Below are 23,515 nucleotides of genomic sequence, written 5' to 3'. Positions count from 1 at the left end.
CGCAGCCAAAGGAGAACACCCATGAAGACCATGATTCTAGGAGCGCTCGCGGCGACCATTATGGCGTCGTCCGCAGGTGCCGCCCCTCTTGCGCCCGCTGCTGTCGCGTCGACGGAGATGGCCAACGTCGACCAGGTTCGCCTGGTCTGCAACGAGTACGGCCGCTGCTATCGCACCCGCGGTCCACGCTATGTCCAGCGCTACTACGGCGGGGACGACGGCTATGTGGTCCGCCGGAGCTACGGCTCCTATGGCGGGCCCGGCTACTATGATCACGGCTACGGCTACTACGGCGGTGGCCCGAGCATCGGGTTCAGCTTCGGCACCCGGAGCTGGTGAACCAGGAAAGGGCCGCTCTCCGAGCGGCCCTTTCGAATTCGGTTCGTTCCTTGGTGATGAGACGTCCGCTGTTGCGAAGCTCCATGACCAGAAGGAAGCGCTGAGGGCGCGGCTACAAGCCGACCTAGTCCGAACGAGCGCGCCGAAATCCAAGCGCTATGGCCAAGATCGAGACCGCGCTGAAGCTGCTCGGCGGCGAGAGTTCGGCCCTGTCGGCGCAGACGAATAGCCCTTTCTGAGCAAGGTGAGAAGTGCGGGGGTTCACGGAAGCCACCGTCTCGCGGCAGTCGCCAGCCGAAGGCCCCAGCCCTGGGGGGCTAGGGGGCTATGAGCTGGGGCCAGTACGGGGTTCGCCCCTTGGGGCAGGGGCGTCGGGAAAACCTTGCACTCGGGCTATCGTTCCTCCGCGCCTCTAAGAATCGTGTCTCCCTGAAAGTCCGTTGCGGCCCGTCGCGCGTGCTCTCTTTCCTTCGGCACCCTGCGGAGACCAAAATTGGCTACTAAGGCACAATTCTCTGTCAGCAGATCGGTGCTACGCTGGGTCCAGCGGGGGACACCAAGTGGCCATCTCCCGGATACTTCAAAACTCGCCTCTCGGACCTGAAGAGATTGCGCGGCTTTCGAGGGCCTACGAACAGGCTCTGCGCATGATTGGCGTACAGGATCGCAACGACCCTCTCACCGAACTGATTGCCAAGAAGGTAATCGAAATCGGTCAGACCGGCCTCAAAGACCCCGCTGAGATCTGCGCTCGGGCCGTCGAGGAATTGGCCCACCGAAAGGATAATTCCGCAAGAAGGTCGTGGTGCGCCGAAGCAACGACCCGACGTCGGTCCAGCTACGGCTGGCGCGGGTAAGGCTCGGTCGCGAGTAGACCGGCTAACCCGGCGACGGCCCCTTTTCGTCGCCGAGCTCCCTGATCATCCTGACGATCTCTCCCGGATGGAAGGGCTTCCTCACGATGCGGCTGCCCGGGACGGGGCGTGGTGTGGCGGGCGAGAAGCCTGTCGCGTAGATGACCGGCAGTTCCGGATCCTGCTCTCGGCAGCGCTCCGCGATCTGCCACCCATCGACTTGTCCGGGCAGCCTAACGTCTGTGACCAGCACGTCGGCGACGTGCCGCTTGCACCAGGCCAGCGCCTCCTCACCAGTGCTCGCGTGGATCACGTGATATCCTGCCTCCCGCAGTGCTTCGACCACGAATTCGCGGATCAGAGGATCGTCCTCGACGAGAAGTACACTCACTGGTGGCTCATAAGGGATGGCATCCGGTACGCAGTCGAACGGCCCAACGGGTCGGTCGTTCCCGAAGGGGAGGGAAGAGAGCCCGGAATGATTGGAGTCCGTGCCGGAGGGGAACCGGGACGACAAGCGCGCCTGCTTTCGTGCAGCGGCACCGACTGGACGATAGCGCTCCTCTTGGAGGCTGAAGCAGCGCTGAAGAACCGCCAGAACCAGTGAAGGAGTAGAAAAGTGGCGGAGACTGTGTGGCTATCTCTTTTTGCAACCTTTAAGTTGCCGCACTGGCTCATGATCGTAGGAGCGCTGCTAGTAGCGATCGGCTGCATTGGCGCCCTCGTCAAGGAGGAAAATAGAGGAAGTGATTCCTCTCCAGACCAGCCGATCGATACTCCGCGCCCGCAGGTGCCGCCCCCACCAAATCGCCTTAGTTTGGGAGAAGAGAAGCAGGTGCGAAGGCCGCCAGCGTGAACCGGCGGGCCGTCACAATCCTTGGCACGGTCATTGCCAGGCTAAGTGCAACTGGGATTTCATTGATAATGAAACGCTGCCGGCGGTGCCGTTGCTCGATATGCGTCCGCTCCGGTTTTTGTCAGGCGCGTTGCAGTTCCCGGGGGAGCGGCCGTTCGGACGGATCGCGGCCGAGCTTGGATTGAAGCTCGACGAGGTCGGTGAAGACGTCGCCCTGGCGGCGCAGTTCGTCAGCGATCATGGGGTTCTGGCTGGCAATGGTGGAGATCGCCGTGCCGCGCGCGCCGCGGCGCCGCACCGCCGCGACCATGGAACGGAAGTCGCTGTCACCGGAGAACAGGACTATCTCGTCGATGTGCTCGGCGAGCTCCATTGCGTTCACCGCGAGCTCGATGTCCATCTTGCGACTCGCCTTTGGTGTAGAACTACTGGGTTCTGAATCGCGCTACTGTAAAGGTCGAATTAGCGGCATCGCACATTCATGAGGGATCGCGTCGTCACTTCTTCGGAACGAGGTTCGACAACATCATCACCAACTCAGCTTGGCGATTGTCCCTGTCTTCATAAAAACATACTTTAATTGATTGCGCAGGGTCTGCTTAGAAAGTCCTCGCTCTGCCGCAAAACTGTCCAAGTTCTTGCCGCTCCCAAGAGCTACTGCCAGCCGCGATTCTGCGTCCGTTAGCTCGAAGACCTCGCGCAGAGTCTTCATACCCGCTGACTGCTGCAGGTCAGTGTCGGAGATAACTAATACTGCGTGGAAGAGAGAAAGGGGAGAGTCAGTTAGACCAGAAAGCCTCATTGGGTAGATGACGAGTCGGCCACCTGAAACTTTTTGCAGAACTATGGGTGCGCTAGTGAAGGCTTCAAGGCTCCAGAACATAGCTCTGATGGCGTTATGTAGGAGTTCATTTGATTTCGGGTCCTGGCAGCGAATGCGCCCTGCTGAAATCTGCAGATCCATTCCGATTAATCGCTCCGCAGCTGAATTGACCCGAACCACCTGGCCCGATCGGTCCAGCAGCAGTGCCGCGCGATCAGAGAAATCGAAGGCGTTTAGCGCGGATTCGCCTTTTGCCATGCCTAGCGCTGCGGATGTCTGAACGACCGAATCCAAGCTGTTGGCCAGATTGGAAAGAGCTCGTAGTTCACTTGCGGAGTAGGTGTCTTGGTCCGGAGTCCTTTGCAGACTCAAATTCCATACCAGATCCCCCCGGCCAATCCTGACGCCTGCCCAACCGCTGAGATTACAGGCCCGAAGGAATTCCTGATAGAATGGCGAACGCTTGCGTTCGTCTAATGGCATGCAGTCGTCGTCCGTTGCCACCCCATTCGCCAGGAACGTGGCCTTCCCGCGGTAGCGCTCATCGCGGGTTTGCCATCCATCCTTGACGTAAACATTTGCGCTACGTTCCATTGAAGGAGTTGCAGCAACGATTGGCAATGCTCCGACGACTGGTAACAGTACCGCACCATACGAGCCGGTGCATTCCGCCGCTGTCTCCAATGCGTATGTCCAGAGAGAGGGATCGATCGCGGCGGCGGCCAAAACGCCGCTTAGTCGGTGCAGATCAATCGGTTCCATCTACCATTCCGACGTTCCTGGAATGTGCCGCAGCACCTCGAAAAGCATAGCCCAATTGGGCCATGCTGCCTCAGGAGTTTTGCATTATCAAGGGGTTGGCCGCCGTGTGGTCCCCACTTTCGCAAGGTAGCAAAATGACCATCATGGAAGTTGGCCAGCCTCCTACAGGCCATGTCGCGATTGCACCTCTAGGCATTGTGGCAATGCGGGCTGGTCCGCTGTTCACGGCGTCCGTAAGAAAAAAGACTTCCGCCTTTCATTGAGCGCGTATCGTGAACAATTACGTACACAACTCCTGTCGACCAAGTGTTCTGCCAACCTTTGATATCGACGTTCAACGCAAGGGACGACGCTGGGGATGGTTTATTCGGACAAGCGCAGGGGAGTGCTTACTCAATGGCCGAGAGCGCAGTCGTGCCGAGGCGAGATATAAGGCTGCGCGAGCGCTGTTTCAGCTGTTGGCTTCTCTACCGTACCAGAAAAGCACTCAAAGAACCCTCACGCGCCCAGAGACCAAATAAGCGCTCTTTTGCAAAAGACACGAGAAAAGCAACGTCGAAGAAGAAATGCAAATACAACCTAGGTGCGTTGCGGAGCGTATACCGGGCCGGCAGCGTCTGCCCATCAGGTGCATTGCGGGCCCACCACGGAGACGGGGCTAGCTTTCAAATCCAGCTATTTTCCACGTATGGACCGAACAGGAGTAGATTCGTGGCGCTGGCAATCCATGATTGGGAGGGCATTCATGCCTAACCTCGGCCTACGGATCAGTCCACCCACTGTTGCAACTATTAGCGATTGCCCCCAACGCAAGATGGAGTCGATCCGCACGACCATGTGGCGACTTCGTGCGAACTTCAGAATGTTCCAGTCGGCCCACGCTTCGCCGAGAACGAGGCGGCGAGTCGGACGGCAAGTTGGTCGGCGTACTGCTGATCATGCTCGGCATGCTCTCGATATTAAGCTCGAGCCGCTCGCTTCGGCGCGCGGTCATTTTGCGCTTCAGAAGACCAGGGCCACGGTCATAGCAGCCTCGGGATCACACGAGCAGTCTCAGTCCTCGAGCACACTATCATTTCCCTTGAGGCCTGGGGTGGTCTCACGCTCTAGGACCGCGTGCGGGCGATAGCGCGACTCGCGCTCACGGAGTGCGGGCCTTTCAGACGGATTCCGACCAACCTTACCTTTGAGTTCCGTAAGATCGGTGAACACGTCGGCCTGACGGCGCAGCTCGTCGGCGATCATTGTCGGCTGACCCGCGATGGTGGACACCACGGTAACGCGGACTCCGCGCCGCTGCACTGCTGCAACCAGTGAGCGGAAGTCTCCATCACCCGAGAACAGCACCATCTCGTCCATGTGCCCTGCGAGCTCCATGGCATCAACTGCAAGCTCGATGTCCATGTTGCCCTTGACCTTGCGGCGGCCAGAAGCGTCGATGAACTCCTTGGTGGCCTTGGTGACGACGCTATAGCCGTTGTAGTCCAGCCAGTCGATCAGCGGGCGGATCGACGAGAATTCCTGATCCTCGATAACGGCCGTGTAGTAAAACGCTTTCAGCAGCGTCCCGCGACTTTGAAACTCACTCAGCAGCCGCTTGTAATCGATATCGAAGTTGAGCGACTTGGCAGTGGCGTAGAGATTGGCTCCATCGATGAAGAGCGCAATCTTGCTAGGAGATGACATGACGGATGGTCTCTGGGCCAAGTGCCATGCTGCGGGCTCGTTCATGTGATCCCGCCAACCAGACGACACTTCAAATTTTCATCGAAGCTTGATCTCACAAGACTATACCGTATTCCTTTAACCTTCAAACAGATTTGTCAGACGCTGGATTAATTCGCAAGCATCGTCCGAAGGTGCAAGCCGCAGGTATTGGTGAAGCATGTGCGCCCGGGCGATTTGGTCAGCGCTATCGACTGTCCTCGTCCGCGAGTTCTTTTCGCAGTGCAATCGTGAGCACGACCAACTCTTGCGCTTCCGTAGGGGACTAGCACGCGCCCGAGATATCATTCGCGGCCTCTCACGTATGGACTACGGCCGCTGCGATTCCTCGCTGTCAACTCTTGGCGAGTTCGGATGAACTGGCTGTGCCAGAGGTCGAGGGGCAAAACGGCACCCAACTATGGGGTGTCTTTGGGCCATGAATGATATATCCTCTGTCATCCAGAGGCGGAGTCGGAGTGGAAATTGGTGGCTTGAGCGACTGTATTGCGCATCGCGCCGTTTCGAAGGACTTTTACTCTGCGGCCGATTTCAAAATGCCGCTTTAGTTCGAGCAGTGATTCGAGATCCAGGTATTCATAGACACGAACTAGTCGTCCATCTGAAATGGAGGCGGGTTTGTCGAAGTTCATTGAGAAGGTAAAGGATATAGCTTCGCGGGAGAGCGTAACTACGACGACGTTTGCTTGTCTCTACGACCTCCTCTTACATCACGGACGACAGGCGCCCGACCGATACGCAATATTGGCTCCCGGGTGCCTCCCAATGACATATGGTGCATTGTCGTTGCTGACCCATGATGTCGTGCGCGGGTTGCGCAGTGCGGGAGTGAGCCGAACCGACAGGGTCGCGGTGGTCTTGCCAAACGGACCCGAAGCTGCCGTGGCGATGGTGACGCTTGCCGTAGGTGCCGTATGTGTGCCACTCAGCCCAGACTTCACCTATGATGAATACAAGCGTTACTTCGCTGATCTGGACGTGGCAGCGCTATTGGCCCACGCTGATCCGACCTCGGCCTGCCGTCGCGCCGCGAGTTCGTTGGGTATACGCATCATCGACGTTGTGACTCGTCCGGGCGAGGGGGCTGGCGCATTCCATATTGTTAGTCAGAGAGAACCGCCTAATGATCAGTTAGCGTCCTCTTCCGACGATGCGTTCATTCTTTTGACGTCCGGCAGCACGTCGCGGCCGAAGATGGTGCCTCTGACCCACGCAAGCGTCTGTCTCTCAGCCCGCAACGTCGGTGTGAATCTAGAACTTGGACCGCGAGACCGCCTTCTGAGCGTATTACCTCTCTTCCACGGGCACGGTTTGATCTCGGGTGTTCTGGCCGGCTTGACGGCCGGCTCCAGCGTGGTTTGCACGCCCGGCTTTGATCCAACAGCGTTCTTTGGCTGGCTTCGAAAGTTTCGACCAACCTGGTACACGGCCGTACCCGCAGTCCATCAGGCGATTTTGCGCGAGGCAATTCTGCACAAACAAGCCGCGCGCCGATCCTCCCTGAGGCTCATTCGCTCGGCCTCAACATCTCTTGCGCGCGACGCGCTTAGCGAATTGGAGGCCTTATTTGGCGTCCCGGTAATCGATACCTACGGCATGACCGAGGCCGCAACTCAAATTACGGCAAATCCATTACACCGGCGAAAGCTGGGTTCAGTCGGTCGGCCGGCAGGACCTGAGATCGCGATTGTCGATAGTGAGGGGCGACGATTGCCGGCGGGCAAACGTGGAGAAATCGAGCTGCAGGGTCCCACGATAACCAGACGGTACCACAACGATGCCGCAGCAACCGCGTCCGCATTTCGCAAAAACTGGTTTCGAACTGGCGACATCGGGTACTTTGACGAAGAGGGCTATCTCTTCATCGTCGGTCGGATCAAAGAGATTATCCACAAGGGAGGACAGAAAGTGGCGCCCGCCGAAGTGGAGGAGGCGTTGCTGAGCCATCCAGATGTGATCGACGCCGCCGTTTTCCCGGTACCTCATGAGAGGCTTGGGGCCGAGGTGGCTGCCGCCGTAGTCTTAAGTCGCGACGCCGAGGTTAGTGCGCAGAAGCTGCGAGACTTCGCCCGCAAACTTCTGAGTGGATTCAAGGTTCCGGGCGTCATCCATATCGTCTCGGAAATACCTAAGGGCGCGGGGGGAAAGATAAATCGAGGTCAACTTGCGGCCGCGTTATCGGCAATTCAGCCGAGTACCGACCAGCGTGGAGCAGACATGGTCGCCCCACGTTCGGAATTGGAGTGTCAACTCGCGGGAATCTGGGCAGAAATCCTGGGTAGCGACCAGGTCGAAATAGACCAAGATATCTTTGCCCTAGGCATCGATTCACTTGCCATGGCGCAAATGATCCTGCGTCTGGAAGAGCGTTTCGGGGTTCAAGTGTCCTTCGAGGATATCTTCAGCGCGCCGACCGTTACTGCGCTGGCGAACCGCGTTGAGACATTACGAAAGGGTTCAGGGGAGACGATCCGGCGCATTCCCACTATAGAAGCGGCGGATTGCGCAAAAGCAGATGGCCCACAACCCGTGTCGATTGTGCAAGAGCGTATGTTGCGAGTCGAACGCAAACTCCCCGGACTGCCGCAGTTTAATCTGCCTTTCGCCTATCGGCTGCAAGGAGCACTTGATGTTCCCGCGCTAAGGCAGAGCCTTGGCAGCATGGTGCGCCGGCATGCTTGCCTGCGCACGGCATTTCATTGGCGGAATGAGGCGCCCACCGCCGTCGTGGCGCCGGACGTCGATGTCGAATGGATCTTGAGCATGAAGAACTTGGCAATGCGATCGGGTCCCCGAAGTGCTCGAGCAAAGGAACTCCAGCTCACAAGAGCGAAGCTGGAAGTTCAGCAAGCCACCTTGGAACCGATCGACATGACGCGAGCGCCATTATTTCGCGCGCACCTCTTTAGGCTCGACACGAACGACCATATCCTGCTTTTTGTCGTGCATGACATCATCGTCGACGGGTGGTCGATGGTGGTCTTTATGGAGGAGCTTTCCGAACTCTATTCCGCCTCGGTGAGTGGCAGGAAATCGAAGCTGCCCGAGCCTGAGCTTCAGTTTTCCGAGTTTGCGCGTTGGCAACGTCAGTGGTGCACTGGCATTGCGGCAGATAAACAGTACGCATATTGGAAGGAGCGTCTGAACAAAGTCTCACTCCTATTTAACCCCCCCAAGATCAACGTTGTTGGCGAACTGACGGCGCGCATTATCGAAAGACCATTTCAGCTGTCCGATGAGTTGGTTGTACGCCTGCGAGACTTCTGCCGTAGCCAAGGTGTAACCCTGTTCATGACCTTGCTGGCGGTATTCAAGACGCTCTTGGTGCTGCGAAGCGGATGCAGCGATATCTGCGTGGCTACGCTGATGGCAAATCGCGGGCAGCTCGCGAGGGAAAGCGTAATCGGACCGTTTGCAAACACCACGCTGCTACGGACGCAAATTGACGCGAGTCTAACCTTTGTCGACGCGGTCCATCGCGTACGCGAGACGGTAGTTGCAGCGCACGCAATGCAGGAGCTCCCCTTTGATGTCATTGCCGCACGATTAGCGAAGGAAACGGACCTGAGACCGGCAACACTCGTGCGAATCTATTTCGTTCTTCAGGTTGCGTTTCGCCGGTCACCCAAGTTGCGGGATTTGACGGCGCAACCGTTCACTTTTCAAAAAGCGCGTACTGCAATGCCGATCGATTGCGCCTGGCTTTCGATGGCTCTCCAAGAGAGCCCGACGGGTATCAAAGGAATTTGCGCGCTTAAAAAGGATTTGTTCGCCCCAAACGCCGACCGGGACTGGATTGCGGATTACCTGGCTGTCGTAGCCAAAGCAGTAGCAAACCCTGACAGGGAGCTTGGCAGACTGTGTGATTTTTGAATGCGCGCTGCCGTTCTGGCCGTCGCGATTGGCACTCCTGGCCAACTTCGATGCCGGTAGTAAAGAGCTCGGGCGGCTCAGGCTTGATTATCCACTGGAGAGCGTCGACACTCAGTCGTGGGAGGTTGAGTGTGCTAGTTGATTGAACTTGATAGAGAGAGGCGAAGCAATGTGTGCTTTTCTTATAGATTTGGTCGATCTGGACAATCTAACCGAAGCCAAACGGAAGGCTCTGGTGAAAGGTCTGCAGCGAGAAAGAAAAGCTCTCCAATCGCAACTAGAAGAAGCGAGTCGAGCGCTTAAGGAACTCGATCGCTCGATCAAAGTCGCCGAGCGAAAATCGAAACGTCGCTGAACAGGCTGCCTTTTCGTACTTCGAGTGTTTCATCGCCTCCAGCATGGCACGACGGGCTACCGTTAGCCGCCGTGGTGGTCGGGACGAAACGAGCGACTTTCCAATTCGTCGGATAGATCACCTTCTGGCGGCCGCGAAAAGCCGGGTGGTCATGTACGTCATTTTCAATATTGGCGAGCGTTACTCGTGACAACCGCGCCATATCGGCTCGATATCAGAAACTCGACGTTCCCACCTTCGAGCGGCGAACGGTACGAGTTGCAAATGGGGCGCCACAGCCGGATGCTCGCCCCCTTCTTCATAGCATTCGCAGCGTCTTCTGCGAAAGGAAGAGTGCTTGACGTGGGCTGCGGAACTGGCCACCTCGCCGTGGAGCTTGCAAGGAACCCCGGGTTCACGTCCATCGAGGCGCTCGATCTTTCGGATTCCTATATTGCCTACGCCAAGGCAAGGGAAGCAGACCCCCGCATTAATTTCCAGACGGCAGATGCGTGCAACATTCCGTTTGCCGATAACACCTTTGATCTCACACTATCGATGCTGGTGCTAGCGTTCATCCCGGAGCCGCAACGCGCGATACGCGAAATGGTGCGCGTGACGAGACCCGGCGGAACGGTTTCAGCCTGCATGTGGGACTTGCGCGGTGGTCTCGTCTTCGGCCGCATGTTTTGGGACACGGCAGCCGTCCTCGATGCGAAAGCGGCATATTTGCGCGCCAAGGCCTTGTCTCGGCCCATTACTCGTCAAGGAGGTATCGCAGGTGAATTGAAGCACGCAGGGCTCCAAAATGTGCAGGAAACCGCGCTCACAATCACGATGAACTTTGTCAACTTTGATGATTTTTGGACTCCCTTAGACGGTGGCGACGGTATGTTCGCGACTTATGTGGCGGCGTTCGACGTGAGTAAAAGACAATTCAAGAAGGCGCTGCGTCTTGCCTATCTCGACGGATCTCCCGATGGTCCTCGCACTTATTTCGCAAGTGCTTGGGCTGCGCGCGGTACGTGCCCGCGGTACGCCGAAGATTGCGCGGAAGTGGTTTAACGCTCTGAGGTCGCGTCGGCAAGCCGCCGACGAGCGATGATCGAGGCGGCATGAAGCGCGCCCACCCCAACCGTGATGACACGATCGCAATGGCCGCGGGCATGATGCCGAGCGCACCCGCGGTCGGCGCCAGCCCGCAGGCGACCGAGCTCGCAACCTGCACCCCGCCGCAGAGCAAAAGCGCGGGCTGGATTCCTTCGGCGCAGAACGTCTGCGATGCCAGCGATCCCGGCGGCCTGATAGGCTGGAGATGGCACCATGTGAGCTATGGTGCGATCCAACCTCAAAGACGGCTTTCGATCACGCAGGCGGCACGTCCAGCATGCGTTGTACCTGCTCAAATTCAGGTACTTCGTGGCCGATTCTTTGGCTGGACAGTGCAAGAAGCAGCTCGCGCGCAGCGCGATCTCGGTCTGTTGCTCGATAGAGCCGTGCCAGCGAGATCGTGGCGAGAAGCTCAAAAGTTCTTGTTTTTTGAATCCGGGCAATTTCAATTGCTTTTATGAGAGCTCTTTCTGCCTCAGCATTGTGGGACCCTCCACCACGTAACAAAAACTTGGCCCGGATTCGATGCATCTCTGAATCAAACCAGCGCTCGCCGCTCCGGTGAGTCTCTGCGAGTTGCTCGTCGAGGAGCTTGAGCCCGATGTCCGTCCGACCAGATTGCGTCTCTAACTCTGAGAGCAATGTCTGAATCAATGGCTCGAGCAGACGATACTGCAACCTCCTCAACATCGACAGGCCATCACGGACTCCGGCCTCACCATCGGGATCACCTCCGTGCCAGCGGGACCAGCCGAAGAAGAATGTGCTGTCTGCTATGCGTACGGGAACACTATGTTCGCGGGCGAGGTCCAGAATGGTCTTGGCATGCGACCTGACGTCGATCTCATTGCGCCGCATACTCGCGAGGATGCACGCAACGTGATGCGACACCATAACGCTCGGAACGTGCCCAATCTCTTTAGAAAGGGTAAGGGCCTGCTGCATGATGCGCTCAGCCTGACGGACCTCCCCCATCGGCCAAAGCACCGTGGCGAGGCGCGACATGGCGATTACGCCGGGATCGTAACCAAACACCTCGGCAAGAGCAGAGTCTCTATTGCGATCGTACACGTCTACGGCTCTCTCGAGATGCATGCGTGCGGCGGGGTAATCGCCCCGGAACCATTGCGTCACTCCGAACACGCAGTGCGCCACGCCGACTTCGCCAGGCGTCGAAACACTTTGCACGTCGGATAAAAATGCCTCGGCAACCTCCTCCATGGGTGCAAGATCCGCGCGCGAAAAGCTTCCCGCCCACATGCCAAAGTAAGCGGGGAATCTTGCGGAAATTTCTTCGACTGAAGCCGCTAGTGCTCGTGCTTCGGCAAAAACCGTGACTGTCTCGGTTAGACCGGTCCCTCGACCATGAAACAGGGCGTAAGCGTAGGCGGTATGGACCCGCAGTCGCCGCAATCGAAGCTCGGGCTGTCATGCAACGCCGCGTACAACTTCAATGATTTTCTGTAGTGATCGATTGCTTCGCTATAAGCTGAGCGGCGCGTCGCGAATTCTCCCGCTTTTCCCCACCATTCAGCGGCAACTTCATTGAGCCCTGCGTTTGAAAAATGGTGGGCTATGACCTCCGGTTGGGTGTCGATGGCCGTTGGGAAATGATCGCGCAAGGCTTCGGCAATGTTCTGGTGGATAGTTTGCCGCCGCCCCTTGAGCAGGCTCTCATATGCAGCATCTTGGATGAGCGCGTGTTTGAAGATGTAGATCGCGTCCGGCATCTCGCCGCGGCGAAAGATAAGCTGTGCTTGCTCTAGCTGGAAGAGACCGTTTCTCAACGTCGCATCATCGTGCCTGGTCAAAGCGCGCAGTAACGAGTAAGAAAATTCGCGTCCGATCGCAGCACCCAGCTGGGCAATCTCCTTCACAGCTGCAAGGTGGTCGAGCCTTGCCATGAGCGAGTCGCGCAAAGTTGTTGGTATGGCCAATGGGGCGATACCCTTGCCACTTTCGGCCGGCATACCGCCCTCGAGTACTGCCTTAGTTAATTCTTCGATAAACAACGGATTCCCGTCAGTCTTGGCGACGATCTGATCAACGACCTCAGGCGCCAGTAGAGCTCCGGCAGATACCTGTGAGATGATTTCTTCCACGTGGGAGCGCTCTAGACGAGCGAGAGTCAAGGCCGTGACGTTCGATAGACCTTCCCACGGCGCATGAAATTCCGGCCTCGACGTGAGAACGGCAAGAATCTGCAGATGACGTAGACGATCTACAGCTAGGTCAATCAACTCCATTGAGCTGGCATCGGCCCATTGAGCGTCCTCAAAGATCCAAAGAAGAGGCGTCTTTTCCGATAGAAACTCCAGGTGATCTAAAAGCGCTGCGAAGGTCTGCCGTCGCTGCTGTTTTGGTGTCAACTTGAAGGCCGGATAGTGCCCGGTGGTGGGAATGGAAAGCAGCGCTGCGATTAGTGGAACTGCTCTTGTCGCCTTCGCGCTGGTCGCGAAGGCTTGGCCAATTTTGTCCAGTCGTTCAGAGATGGTATCGCGCGATTGGATCCCGGCGGCGCGCTCGATTTGAACGATGAAGGGACGAAGCGCGCTGTCGGTGTGCTGAGGCGAGCAAAAATGGCGCAGGGACGTGTGCGGCTCTCCTGCGAGCTCTTCCAGCAACGCTGCGGTGAGGCGTGATTTGCCGATTCCGGCTTCACCAGAAAGCAGCACCACCTGTCCTTCGCCGCTCTTGGCCCGTGTCCAGGATTGCAGGAGCTGTTGAAGCTCTTCCTGCCGTCCAACCAGGGAATTCAGGGTGCCCGGATGCATCGCCTCGAAGCGGCTCTCGACAGCACTTGCACACACGACCGCGAACGCCCGTACCGTCCCCGGGATACCCTTGAGTTCTCGTGACCCAAGATCCTGCAGCTCAAAGAGATTACCAAGAAGCCGACGGGTGCTTTCAGCGATGACCAGTGTGTTGGGCGCGGCGAGTGTTTGGAGGCGTGCCGCTAGGTTTGGCGTCTCGCCGATAATCTCGTGCCTCTGCTCTTGGCCTGACCCGACAATATCCCCGACTACTACCGTTCCAGTGGCGGCGCCAATCCGCACCAGCAAGCGCGCTGGTGCTGGTAGCAATGCAAGTGCATCAATCAATGCGAGGGCGGCCCGCACTGCACGCTCAGCGTCATCCTCATGAGCCTGCGGGTAGCCGAAATAGATCAATGCGCCATCACCCAGATATCTGGCGACAAACCCTCCAAAGCGGCGCACGTTCTCGGCGACGCAGCGCTGATAAGCCGAAATTATCTCCCGAAGGTCCTCAGGGTCCATGCGGGCGGAGAGCGCCGTCGAGTCCACGAGGTCCGAGAACATCACAGTGATCTGGCGGCGCTCGGCGGTATCTTGGGCCGCTTCTTTGGCTAGCCGAGGAGCGCCAGATAGCGGCGTTGGGATGCTCGCTTCACCGCGCAAGGCCGCGATCGCGTCGAGCAGCTTTCGGCGGTTTCCTACTGATCCGACACCGAGATCCTTCAAGTCCTCGGCCGTCAGACTCGGCAGGACCGTGTCGTCGATCTCATTCTGGCGGAATGTCGCCTCATATTGCTCGAGGCCGAGTCTCCGCAACCAACCTTTGACGTCCATGATGCGCCCAGGTCTGCCTCAAGCTGGATGATCTCTCAATGGAGACCACCTGTCTAGTATAGCTTGGCCCAGACCCGATAGGTCAGGAGAGATCCATCCAGCTCTGAGACCGTCCATTGAGGCTGTTGGAGCTCGGTTAGCCAGGATTCGGTGTCACAAGCAGCAGCTGGGCACTGCACACCGAAGTACGGCCGACAATTGGACGTCGAGGCGGTCATCTGATCAGGAATGCGCGGCCATAGTGCTGGGGGCCGTGGCCCCGCCTTACAGCTGAACGTGCGCAAACTGGCATCGACCACCGTCTCAGGGTACCACTCGTAAAAGGTCACGAAGGTGGCGCCGTAACACCGGTAATTGCAAGGCAACCGGCAGCGCCTCTCGTGCCAACCGGCGGACTCTTCTGAAGCACACCAACGAAGGCATCCTGGACGCCGCTTATGAAGAGGCCGGTCCGACCGATGGCCCACCGATGCTGGCGGCGCCCGGCTATCGCGTGCTGGTGCCCTATTTGCGTGGTTACGGCCCGACGCGCTTTCTTTCCAACGAGACTTTCCGGAACGGCCCAACCATCGGCGCTTGCGATCGACCTTACCGCCTTCATGATGCGCTGACGATCGACAAAGCGATTCTCGCCGGCTTCGATTGGGGCGCGCGTTCAGCCGACATCGTTGCGCCGTTTGGCCCGACCGCGTCAAAGCACTCGCCGCCGTTTGCAGGTACCTGATTTCCCGGAGAGCGGATCACGCGCCGCACGACGCGTTGTCGGCGAGCTTCACGGTCACTAGCGCCCGTCGACTGCAACAAGCGCGAAGTCTGCAGCTAGTGTGGAAGCCGACGTGCCACGCCAACCCCCAATCCTTGGAGTTGCCCGCGAGACGATCCTCCATCTCACACGCTCGCCGCCGCTTCCCTATTTCCTAGCGCTTAACATACATGAATCCCAAGTCGGCAATTCGGCTAAGATTGAATTTTCCCTTCAGGGGCATTTCATGTTCGACTCGGCAACCACCGCGCTTTTGCGCGCGGTCCTCGAGGGAGTCTGCGAAAGCGTCTCGCACTACGAGATTGAAGCACGGACTCACGTGGCTTCGAAGATCCTGGAAGCCGCGACCAAGGGAGAAGTCTCTCCGGAGGAGCTCAGGCAAGTTGGCCGCGACGTCCTCTCCCGCGCGCCCACGATGTGGCGCTGAGCGGTCGAGGCGGGCGTGAATGTCCAGGTGACCGTCCTCAAGATCCTGGTGAGCTATCCGGAGGCTTCGCCGTGATGGAGGACCTCAGTGCGACATGGCCATTTTGGCGACCAGCGGACGCGACTGGGCGGACCGGACCAGGCGGCTCGCGGCACGGTCCCGGATCTCGACATCTGGTCACAAGCGTTGGTCGAACGCATCAGCGGCGGCTGCTAGATCACGTCCAAGGGACGGACAGTGCTCGAATTCATGGAAGCCCGCTCCGCTGCGAACTTCCACGCGCTTTCAGTTGAGCAGACGATCGTGTCTTCGCCGACGCCCGTTCCTCCGCTGCGACAGCCCGCCGATCGGGCCAAGCGGCGCCGCGAACGACGTGAACGTCGTCGCGTGGCGCGCGAAAGGGCGAGGGCAATCGCCACAAAGTTCATCGACACGCTACTCTACAGTCAGTCTTCGAAGGCCGCGATGTTCCAGTATTCACTCGATCTGTTGCGTCAGCGCTATGTCGTCGAGAAAAGACCGCTCGAGGCCAGCGTCGAGCAGATCTTGCGGGCCGACACCCGCGCGGGAGCTCGCGCCATCCTGGCTGCAATCGATAAACGGCGCTTCGAAAACAGGTCCGAAGGGCAGCGGCTCCGCAAGATGCTCCGCTTCGAGACCTCTCTTTGGGAAAGTGGCCAACCTGCCGTGGCAGGCGTGGACGAGGCCGGAATGAGCCCTCTCGCCGGGCCCGTCTCCGCTGGCGCCGTGATCCTGAAGCCCGGCACGCGGATCGTCGGAATCGACGACTCGAAAAAACTCGACGCCGCGGCACGCGAAGAACTCGCGAAAGAGATCAAGGAAAAGGCAGAGTGTTGGTGTGTGGCGTTCGTCGAGGTCGAGGAGATCGACGCGATCAATATCTATTGGGCGGGTATCCATTCCATCCCCGAGCTCGACCACATGCACTGGGGCGTGCTGATGGCCCGCAAGGGCGGTGTCCCTCCCGAACGGGTCCTGAACGCGATGACGCTTCCGGAGATCACGCGCTACCTCCGCCAGAGGCGGCGCTCGCTCGCCCGGGCCGCCTGATGCCGCAGGGACACGATCTCTCGCTCGAGGGAAGGGTAGTGGCTGTCGCCGCCCACCGCGGGCACCACTTCAGCAAACCGACCCGGGACTGCATTGCGTTGGTGGAAGGCCATGGCGTGGAAGGAGACGCCCACGCCGGGGCGTTCGTCCGGCACCGCTTTCTCGCCCGCCGACGACCCCGCCTGCCCAATCTCAGGCAGGTCCACCTGATCCCCTCCGAGCTGTTCGCGTACCTCGGCAAAGCTGGCTTCTCAATCGCAGCGGGAGACCTCGGCGAGAACGTCACCACTGCCGGCCTGGATCTGGAGCGAATGCCGCTCGGCACTTTCATCGAACTGGGGCCCACGGCCATCGTCGAGTTGACCGGTCTCCGGACGCCCTGTGTCCTCATCGACCGCTTCCAAGCGGGCCTTAAACGGCACGTGCTCTCGTCGGCGGAAACGGGCCCTCCATTCAAATCCGGGGTGCTGGGCGTGGTTCGAGCCGGCGGACTGGTCGCGGCGGGCGATGCCGCGCAGGTTCGGCTTCCGTCCTGCTCGCTTCGGGCCTTGCCCGCTATGTAGAAGGACCCGGCCATGGCCCGAAAATCGACCCTGCCTTATCGCCTGCAGCCCATGCTGGCCACGCTGACCGATTCACCGTTCGACGATCCCAATTGGGTCTTCGAGGACAAATTCGATGGTTTCCGCATGGTCGCGGAAATCCGGCGTGGTCGGGTCGCGCTCTACAGCCGCAACGGGAAGATCATCAGCCGCTCCTACGTCGAGGTCGCGAAAGCACTTGAGGACGTGAAGGCGGACGCCGTGATCGATGGCGAGCTCGTCGCGATCGGGAAGGGACGGTGCATCCCATTTCCAGTTGCTTCAAAACGCCCTTCGCCACAAGGCCAAGCTTTTGTACTGCGCGTTCGACCTTATGTTCGCAGACGGCGAGGACCTGCGCGCGCTGCCGCTCCTCGAGCGCAAGCAGCGGCTTAAGGCCGTCCTGCCCCGCCACAAGCTGATCGCGTTCAGCAACCACCGCAAAGGCAAGGGAACGAAGTTCTTCGCAGAAGCCGAGCGGAGACATCTCGAAGGCATCATGGCCAAGCGCGCCGACAGCCCATACGCGTCCGGACGCCGGACCGCCGATTGGCTGAAGGTGAAGACCGCGCAGCGGCAGGAGGTCGTGATCGCCGGCTTCACGGCGCCGAGGCGAACCCGGCCCTTCTTCGGCGCCCTCGTGCTGGCGGTACGCGAAGATGAGGCATGGCGGTACATCGGCCACGTCGGCACCGGCTTCAGCCACCAGGTTCTTGAAGAGCTTCACGGCAAACTCATGAGGCTCAAAACAGCCAAGTCGCCCTTTCTTGCCAAGGTGAAGGATGAGCAAGTCACGACCTGGGTGCGCCCTTCGCTGGTTGCGGAAGTGAAGTTTGCGGAGTGGACCAGCAAAGGCGAGCTGCGCCAGCCGGTCTATCTCGGCCTGCGGTCCGACAAGAACGCCAAGGACGTCGTTCGCGAAAAGAAGTGGTCGCGAACATGACGCCGCGAGGGTACGCCCTGATCAGCCGGCGTCGCGCTCGGATGCCGAAGGCCACGGCGGCAGCGGCGGCAACCCGAGAGCCTTGCGTACAGGTCCGAACGATCTCCGGTGAGCTGCGCATGCGCCAAGCCTGGCGAGCGCCTCATAATGCGCCGGCACCGGGTAACCCTTGTGATCCGCGAATCCGTAGCCGGGGTGACGCACGTCGAGGGACGCGATGCCAAGACCTTGGTAGAGCCGCAGCACCTTCTCCGGACGAAGGCCGGGCACAGCGAGCATCTCGAGCACACCAGCGGGTATCTCCTTCCGCAGCTTTTCGAGGCTCGGATGGCTGCCCGTCTTGTGGAGCTTGGTGACGATGTCGGCGATCGCATCACCGACCCCGGGGATCTCCGTCAATCGGTCTTCGGCGACGAGCACGTCGAGAGGGACGGCAAGAGCCGCCAGGCTGTCGGCGGCTCTCGAATAGGCCTTCGACGGATAGGGGTTGCCGCCTCGCAGTGCGGTGCGCTGCGCGTACTCTCGCAGGAGACCTGCCACACCGCGAGCGTCGAGCGAAGGCATTCAACGAGCCTCCCGCTCCATGCCTTGCGGCGTCGCGGGAGCAAGGCGACCGCTTGGCCTGTCACTTGGCCGCCCATCGAGAGAGCTCTCGAGCTTCTGAGCTGTGCGGAAGTCCTCAAGGTGCTGGATATTTGGACCGTAGGCCGCTTCCTTCTTGAGGAGGTTGTAGATCCGGCCGACCACCAGCTGCAGATGCTTCGTCCTCCGCCTCGGCATTGATCTCGCCTTGCAAAGAGCTCGGACAGCGTAAGCCCGAAAGTAATCGAAAGCGTCTGACATTTGTCGATAACGTCTGGTCTCGCCTATAGTTCGGTTGCCGGCCATCACCCCCTGCTGGGGAGCCCGCCCCCCAAAAGTGTAGGGCGTATCCCTCCAGAACTGATGCTGCACCTTTGCACGACCGACTTGGCCCTTACTCGACGTCGGCCGACGGAAACGGCTCCACAAACGCCTAGGAACGAAACGCAGATGTGTGGCTTGGTCGCGAAAGGAGCCGCGCCATGAAACACTCCGGCATTGCAGTTGTCTTAGCTCTCGTCATCCCCTGCGCAGCGTTCGCTCAAGGTGGGGGCGGTGGAGGTGGCAGCGGTGGTGGCGGTGGCGGCGCGTCTGCCGGTGGAGGCGCTGGCGGTGCGTCGTCCTCTGCAGGTGCAGGTGGTTCGACTGCGGCATCTCCGTCCGCTACAGGAGCAGCGGGCGCTGCGAACTCAGGCGGGACCGTAAGCCCATCGGCTACTGCTCCAAATGCAAATACAAATCCAACCACCGGCACCACCAATGCGATAACCGGGATCTCCAACGGTCCGGCCGGCGCTCAATCCGGGGGCGATCAGGGGGCGGTCAACGGAAACAGCACCAACGCAGCAAGCCCTGGCACCAATGCTGCCGGAACCGCAACTTCATCAGGAACGCCTGCGACCAATACACAGGGAGCCGCCGCGGGCGGCATCGGTCGGCCGACGACCACCGATCAACACGATAGTGACGCCAAGATCGATCAGGAGAACAGCAAAGCCGACCAGACCGTCAAAAAGATATGCAAAAACTGCTGAACCAACGACGACAAAGGTGATGGACACAACCTTGAGATCGGGCGCGCCGATCGGAGGAACAGAGTGCAGCAGAGGAGCTTTCCCAATCTCCCGCCAGAATAGGATAAGAATAGAATGACCGAGAAATTTGATCCCGCCCCGCCGGACAAACACGCGCAAGATCCCAAGCGGAACATCCGCCGTGACAAGGCGAAGGATGACGAGTTGCAGAAGGGGTTGAAGGACAGTTTCCCGGCGCCTGACCCCGTCAGCAGCACTCAGGCATCCGAGGCGACCCCGGACTGACGCCGGGCTCGAATGCGATTGAAGGTCGACCTCGCGCCGTTGGGCCAACCCGGCGGTGGGCTTTTTGTGAGTTGCGTAGAGTGGCGAAGCGTACCAAGGCGCCTCGGTCTAAAGAGCCAGAGGCCCCTACCATGCCGGGGTTCATCGGACCCCAGTTGGCGACCCTGAAGATGAAGGCGCCTTCGGGATCTCGATGGATTAACGAAGTCAAATACGACGGCTACCGCATCCAGCTCCGGATCGACGGTGACGATCGCCAGGCTTACACCCGCAACGGCTACATTGGATCAGCAAGTTTTCGAGGATTGCCGCCGCCTTCGAAATCGACGGTCAGGCCATCGTCGACGGCGAACTCGTCGTCATCCACGAAGGCCGCACCAATTTTTCCGAACTGCAGGCAGACCTCGGCAGAGGCGATCAGGACCGCCTGATCTACTTCGCGTTCGATCTGCTGTGGCTCGACGGCAAGAATTTGCGCAAGGAGCCGCAGATCGAACGGAAGAAGCTTCTCAAAGATCTGATCGAGAACCACAGGCTCGAGGATCCCATTTTTTTAGCGAGCACCACGAAGGGGACGGGCAAGCTAGTGAAGCCAGCCTTCTCGACGGCAGAGATGTGCACGAATACGTCCTTACCGCCGTCCTCCGGCGCGATGAATCCATAGCCCTTGGTCGGGTTAAACCACTTCACGGTACCGATTGCCACGCTCGTGTCTCCACAAATGAACGGGTGCAATTTGCCAGAAATTGCTGAAAAAAAAGCCCCGCCAGCGAGCGGCTCTGGTGCTTGGTTGCGGTTGCGCTTCGTGTACGATCGGCGCCATCGGCGGCGGTTTTCCAGGTCGGCGCTACCGCTTGAAGGAAAGCCTTTGGTTAAGCCGATGTCGTTCATAGTGGCGGCCATAAGCAATATTTACATCGGGAGTATTGTTGTGAATTTGGACCTCCGACACGAGCTCGAAGACCTGATGGGCGACATTCAAAAACGCCAGCGGCACATTGAAGACCAAATGTTTCTGATCAGCATTCTGGACCGTGACGGTCATAACACCGTTGAGCAGCAAGCTGCGGTGAAGTTCGACGCAAGCAGCTCGCCTTGCAAATGGAACGGCAGACAAAGCTCCTTCAGAAGGCCACCCCGCGGTGAGTCGCCCGTCGTTCTCTGGCTGCGGAATGAGGAAAACCCGCCAGCCGATGCCAACGGCTTCCCGCCGCCAACGCGTGCTAAGCGAACGATCTGCGGAACGATTCCGCCTCGTCTCCGCCACGAGATCGACCAACACCGGCGAGCCAAAGGCTTGGCGCCAATCCTTCTCCTCATCCCGGTTGCGCCGATTAGAATGCTACCGCAGACGCACTGGCCCACATCTCGTCAATTAACCCGCCCATCCGCTCATCGCTTGAGACCCGACTCAAGGCAAAAACAATGAGTGCCGTATTCGAGCTGCTTTCTAGACTGCAGCTGCCACACTGGCTGATCGTCGCGGGAAGCATCTTGATTATCACGAGCGCGCTCGGTCTCCTCATAGCCCGTCGGAAATCATGAAACACGAAGTCCCGCTTGAGCAAGGAGTCGCAGTCAAACAGCTGCGGCGCGCAGCCAAACGTAGCCGTCTGAGCCAATCGACCTCAGTAGTGCTTCATGGGCGGGAGACAGACGCAAATCGCGAGTTTGCACCAGATCACGGCTCTGACGGTATCGTATGGTTTCTTATTGCCCTCAGCATGTTCATTGTCGCCCATGCAATCTGCGTGAGGATTGGCGCCATCTGAAGCGCCCCTGAAACAGGCTGCCCGGATCTCACGGCAGCAAAGGTGGTTCAGCCGCAGAGAAGGGGTGCGCAAGGTTGCTCCTTTGGGAGGCGCCCTCTTCAGCAGCCGGCGAGATTGTTTGGACCAAAACGGCGCCACTCCCATGAAGGCCCGCTGCGCCCTCTTCATCTGGCACAAAATGGAGGAAAGCTCCTGGTGAAGGCCTCACCCCCGCGGCATTGACCAAGGTGTGGCGCCTTCCCTCTCAAGGCCGGCAAGCTGTAGCGGCTTGCGCCTCTTGCATCCGCGCGGAATCAATCCACCATGGGCACCAAGTCGCGAGAGGTCATTTGGGGCGGCCGGATCATGGGCGCGAGTATCCGTGCCCAGGGAGCCCGAGAGCGCGCCCAGGAGGCCGTTCGCGAGGCTGACCGGGCGGAAGCTGAGGCGTGGTCCGTGCGCATGGAGGGCTACGGCGGTCCTGCCCAACCATCTCCGGCGATCGGCCAATGCCCCACGGCGGACTCGGCTGGCTGGAGGTCGAGTGCGCCCGCTGTAAGATGCGCGCCAGCCTGCCGCTTGACGCCATCCGCCGACCTCGAGATACGCCGCTCTGGAAACTCGAAGCGTCACTCAAGTGCCGGTCGTGCCGCACGCCTCGGTACGCGCCACCTGCCCGCATGATCAAACTTACCGAGACAAGGCAGGTCACGCCCTATAAGTGGGTTCATCCGACCGAAGAGCGATATAGCAGCATGACGAGATTTGCGACCGCGCATCAAGTTCGCGCTCAAGCGCGGCTGGCTCGCGGGCCGAAGTCCGGCCTGATTCGGACGGATCATGGGGCGCCGCACGCAGGAACGAGGAACAAAGCCCGCCGTATGAGCTTGTGAGTCTCGCCTGCTCGCCGCGGAGCTGGCGGAGTGGCCCCGGCCTACCCCCAAAAGCTCCCCCTGAGCCGGGGCCGCCTCTCCGGACTGAAGTATCGGAGTACGCGTATGCGTCTGTCGCCTTCGATCGTGCCGCTCGATCGTCTCGACCGCGAGATCTCGTCTTGGAGCACTTCGGCGCGCGGGCGGGGTGCGCTTGGCGGGAGACGGACGAGCAGGACACGGACGAGAAACGGTCCTGCGGGACCTGCTCTCAGGCCAATACGCCTATCCCCTCAAGATTGTGCTCTTCAATGCCATTGAGGGCTGGTCCAGGGACGCGACAGAGGACATTGCGAATGCGCTCGCCGACCGAGCCGCCCGCGAACGGCTGGACCTCTCACCCGCACTGGAGGCTTTCGTCCAATCGAACTCCTCGCGTCCTTTTGGCATGCAACTCGCATTGCCGCTGCGCGGCGTTGCTTAACTGCGCGCGTAGCTCAAGTGCCCTAGCCTAGGTACCTTCGTCATGAGGTTCTGCGCGCGTTGCGACAATATACGATGGGTGACCGCGCCTGCCCCTGTGGTGCTCCTGGGGAGCCCTGTCCGGTCTGCAACAGGACGGAGCGGGGCAATCCGGATGACGTGCCCGACATGCCGGATGGATACATCGTTGATACCAAGCGCCGCGCATAAACGGCCAGCCCAACATGAATAAGGAACCTTAGGCTTTTGCGGTTCCATTGCGCGAAATGATTCGCGCCGCCCGTCAATTTAAATTAAATGTGTTTCCACCGGGGCTGGCAGGATATTTCACTTAAATCGTTTTTACCCGGTTTATTTTGTCGTCCGTGAAGAACCCTGAATTCAGGCTGGATTGATTTGGGGTCGGGCGAAGAGGATGGCCAGGATTTGCCACAACGAGAGCCTGAGCCAGCAGATC

16 protein-coding genes and 9 pseudogenes are annotated in these 23,515 nt (G+C 59.3%); 14 read left to right on the top strand and 11 right to left on the bottom strand.

Annotated features, from left to right (window positions below; all coding sequences use genetic code 11):
- Window positions 1-21 precede the first annotated feature (21 nt).
- On the top strand, window positions 22-339 hold the full coding sequence (locus tag IVA91_RS16785; RefSeq protein ID WP_247414866.1) for a hypothetical protein: 318 nt from the start codon (window positions 22-24) through the stop codon (window positions 337-339).
- A gap of 879 nt (window positions 340-1,218) precedes the next feature.
- Here IVA91_RS16785 and IVA91_RS36825 read toward each other — a convergent pair.
- From IVA91_RS36825 to IVA91_RS16765, 4 genes and pseudogenes are all read right to left on the bottom strand, one after another.
- On the bottom strand, window positions 1,219-1,584 hold the full coding sequence (locus IVA91_RS36825; protein ID WP_247414864.1) for a response regulator: 366 nt from the start codon (window positions 1,582-1,584) through the stop codon (window positions 1,219-1,221).
- A 604-nt stretch (window positions 1,585-2,188) separates the two neighbouring features.
- Window positions 2,189-2,449: pseudogene (locus IVA91_RS16775) on the bottom strand (NYN domain-containing protein); the annotation flags it as partial.
- Window positions 2,450-2,578: 129 nt separating this feature from the next.
- On the bottom strand, window positions 2,579-3,634 hold the full coding sequence (locus IVA91_RS16770; RefSeq protein WP_247459026.1) for a PAS domain-containing protein: 1,056 nt from the start codon (window positions 3,632-3,634) through the stop codon (window positions 2,579-2,581).
- Between the two features lie 1,053 nt (window positions 3,635-4,687).
- Window positions 4,688-5,320, bottom strand: coding sequence for an NYN domain-containing protein (locus IVA91_RS16765; protein WP_247276771.1), 633 nt, complete (start codon window positions 5,318-5,320; stop codon window positions 4,688-4,690).
- A gap of 645 nt (window positions 5,321-5,965) precedes the next feature.
- On the opposite strand from IVA91_RS16765, the gene IVA91_RS16760 reads away from it, so the two are divergent.
- From IVA91_RS16760 to IVA91_RS16750, 3 genes are all read left to right on the top strand, one after another.
- Window positions 5,966-9,232 (top strand): AMP-binding protein, encoded by a 3,267-nt coding sequence (locus tag IVA91_RS16760; protein ID WP_256464564.1) that lies wholly within the window; start codon window positions 5,966-5,968, stop codon window positions 9,230-9,232.
- 169 nt (window positions 9,233-9,401) lie between these two features.
- Window positions 9,402-9,587, top strand: coding sequence for a hypothetical protein (locus IVA91_RS16755; RefSeq protein ID WP_247276755.1), 186 nt, complete (start codon window positions 9,402-9,404; stop codon window positions 9,585-9,587).
- Window positions 9,588-9,851: 264 nt separating this feature from the next.
- Entirely contained in the window at window positions 9,852-10,631 is a 780-nt protein-coding gene (locus tag IVA91_RS16750; protein ID WP_247414860.1) for a class I SAM-dependent methyltransferase, read from the top strand.
- Between the two features lie 300 nt (window positions 10,632-10,931).
- On the opposite strand, the gene IVA91_RS16745 is transcribed toward IVA91_RS16750, so the two are convergent.
- On the bottom strand, window positions 10,932-11,897 hold the full coding sequence (locus tag IVA91_RS16745) for a hypothetical protein (protein WP_247459025.1): 966 nt from the start codon (window positions 11,895-11,897) through the stop codon (window positions 10,932-10,934).
- A gap of 125 nt (window positions 11,898-12,022) precedes the next feature.
- Window positions 12,023-14,266: an adenylate/guanylate cyclase domain-containing protein gene (locus tag IVA91_RS16740; RefSeq protein WP_247459024.1), complete on the bottom strand. Its 2,244-nt coding sequence runs from the start codon at window positions 14,264-14,266 to the stop codon at window positions 12,023-12,025.
- A gap of 469 nt (window positions 14,267-14,735) precedes the next feature.
- Between IVA91_RS16740 and IVA91_RS16735 the strand changes: the two genes are divergently transcribed.
- The 6 genes and pseudogenes from IVA91_RS16735 to ligD all read left to right on the top strand — a co-directional run bounded on the left by IVA91_RS16735 (window position 14,736) and on the right by ligD (window position 18,051).
- Window positions 14,736-14,990 carry an alpha/beta hydrolase gene (locus IVA91_RS16735; protein WP_247276758.1) on the top strand — a complete coding sequence of 85 codons (255 nt, stop codon included), beginning with the start codon at window positions 14,736-14,738 and terminating at the stop codon, window positions 14,988-14,990.
- A 265-nt stretch (window positions 14,991-15,255) separates the two neighbouring features.
- On the top strand, window positions 15,256-15,456 hold the full coding sequence (locus IVA91_RS16730; protein WP_247414855.1) for a hypothetical protein: 201 nt from the start codon (window positions 15,256-15,258) through the stop codon (window positions 15,454-15,456).
- 15 nt (window positions 15,457-15,471) lie between these two features.
- A pseudogene (locus tag IVA91_RS16725) lies at window positions 15,472-15,876 on the top strand (hypothetical protein); the annotation flags it as partial.
- 45 nt (window positions 15,877-15,921) lie between these two features.
- Window positions 15,922-16,527 carry a hypothetical protein gene (locus tag IVA91_RS16720; RefSeq protein WP_346015504.1) on the top strand — a complete coding sequence of 202 codons (606 nt, stop codon included), beginning with the start codon at window positions 15,922-15,924 and terminating at the stop codon, window positions 16,525-16,527.
- On the top strand, window positions 16,527-17,090 hold the full coding sequence (locus IVA91_RS16715; RefSeq protein ID WP_247414853.1) for an MOSC domain-containing protein: 564 nt from the start codon (window positions 16,527-16,529) through the stop codon (window positions 17,088-17,090). Before IVA91_RS16720 ends, IVA91_RS16715 begins: the two co-directional genes overlap by 1 nt.
- A 12-nt stretch (window positions 17,091-17,102) precedes the next feature.
- Window positions 17,103-18,051 (top strand): annotated as a pseudogene (ligD, locus tag IVA91_RS16710) (non-homologous end-joining DNA ligase).
- Window positions 18,052-18,072: 21 nt separating this feature from the next.
- Here ligD and IVA91_RS16705 read toward each other — a convergent pair.
- From IVA91_RS16705 to IVA91_RS16695, 3 genes and pseudogenes are all read right to left on the bottom strand, one after another.
- Window positions 18,073-18,264: pseudogene (locus IVA91_RS16705) on the bottom strand (ribonuclease HII); the annotation flags it as partial.
- Window positions 18,265-18,267: 3 nt separating this feature from the next.
- Window positions 18,268-18,615, bottom strand: a pseudogene (locus IVA91_RS16700) (DNA polymerase/3'-5' exonuclease PolX); the annotation flags it as partial.
- Window positions 18,616-19,517: 902 nt separating this feature from the next.
- Window positions 19,518-19,694, bottom strand: a complete 177-nt coding sequence (locus IVA91_RS16695; protein WP_247276764.1) for a hypothetical protein — start codon at window positions 19,692-19,694, stop codon at window positions 19,518-19,520.
- 87 nt (window positions 19,695-19,781) lie between these two features.
- Between IVA91_RS16695 and IVA91_RS16690 the strand changes: the two genes are divergently transcribed.
- Both IVA91_RS16690 and IVA91_RS37145 read left to right on the top strand, forming a co-directional pair.
- Window positions 19,782-19,952, top strand: a complete 171-nt coding sequence (locus IVA91_RS16690; RefSeq protein ID WP_247459023.1) for a hypothetical protein — start codon at window positions 19,782-19,784, stop codon at window positions 19,950-19,952.
- 286 nt (window positions 19,953-20,238) lie between these two features.
- Window positions 20,239-20,424: pseudogene (locus IVA91_RS37145) on the top strand (ATP-dependent DNA ligase); the annotation flags it as partial.
- A gap of 107 nt (window positions 20,425-20,531) precedes the next feature.
- Here IVA91_RS37145 and IVA91_RS16680 read toward each other — a convergent pair.
- Together IVA91_RS16680 and IVA91_RS16675 are read right to left on the bottom strand one after the other, a co-directional pair.
- Window positions 20,532-20,657, bottom strand: a pseudogene (locus IVA91_RS16680) (cold-shock protein); the annotation flags it as partial.
- Window positions 20,658-20,799: 142 nt separating this feature from the next.
- Window positions 20,800-21,231 (bottom strand): hypothetical protein, encoded by a 432-nt coding sequence (locus IVA91_RS16675; RefSeq protein ID WP_247276769.1) that lies wholly within the window; start codon window positions 21,229-21,231, stop codon window positions 20,800-20,802.
- A 796-nt stretch (window positions 21,232-22,027) separates the two neighbouring features.
- Here IVA91_RS16675 and IVA91_RS16670 point away from each other — a divergent pair.
- Both IVA91_RS16670 and IVA91_RS16665 read left to right on the top strand, forming a co-directional pair.
- Window positions 22,028-22,449, top strand: a pseudogene (locus IVA91_RS16670) (hypothetical protein); the annotation flags it as partial.
- 252 nt (window positions 22,450-22,701) lie between these two features.
- Window positions 22,702-23,059, top strand: a pseudogene (locus tag IVA91_RS16665) (hypothetical protein).
- The last annotated feature ends 456 nt before the right edge of the window (window positions 23,060-23,515 follow it).

It is taken from the genome of Bradyrhizobium sp. 153 (assembly GCF_023073835.1).
GTDB lineage: Bacteria > Pseudomonadota > Alphaproteobacteria > Rhizobiales > Xanthobacteraceae > Bradyrhizobium.
The sequence above is the reverse complement of the archived record's forward strand: the minus strand, read 5'-3'. Positions and strand labels throughout refer to the sequence as shown.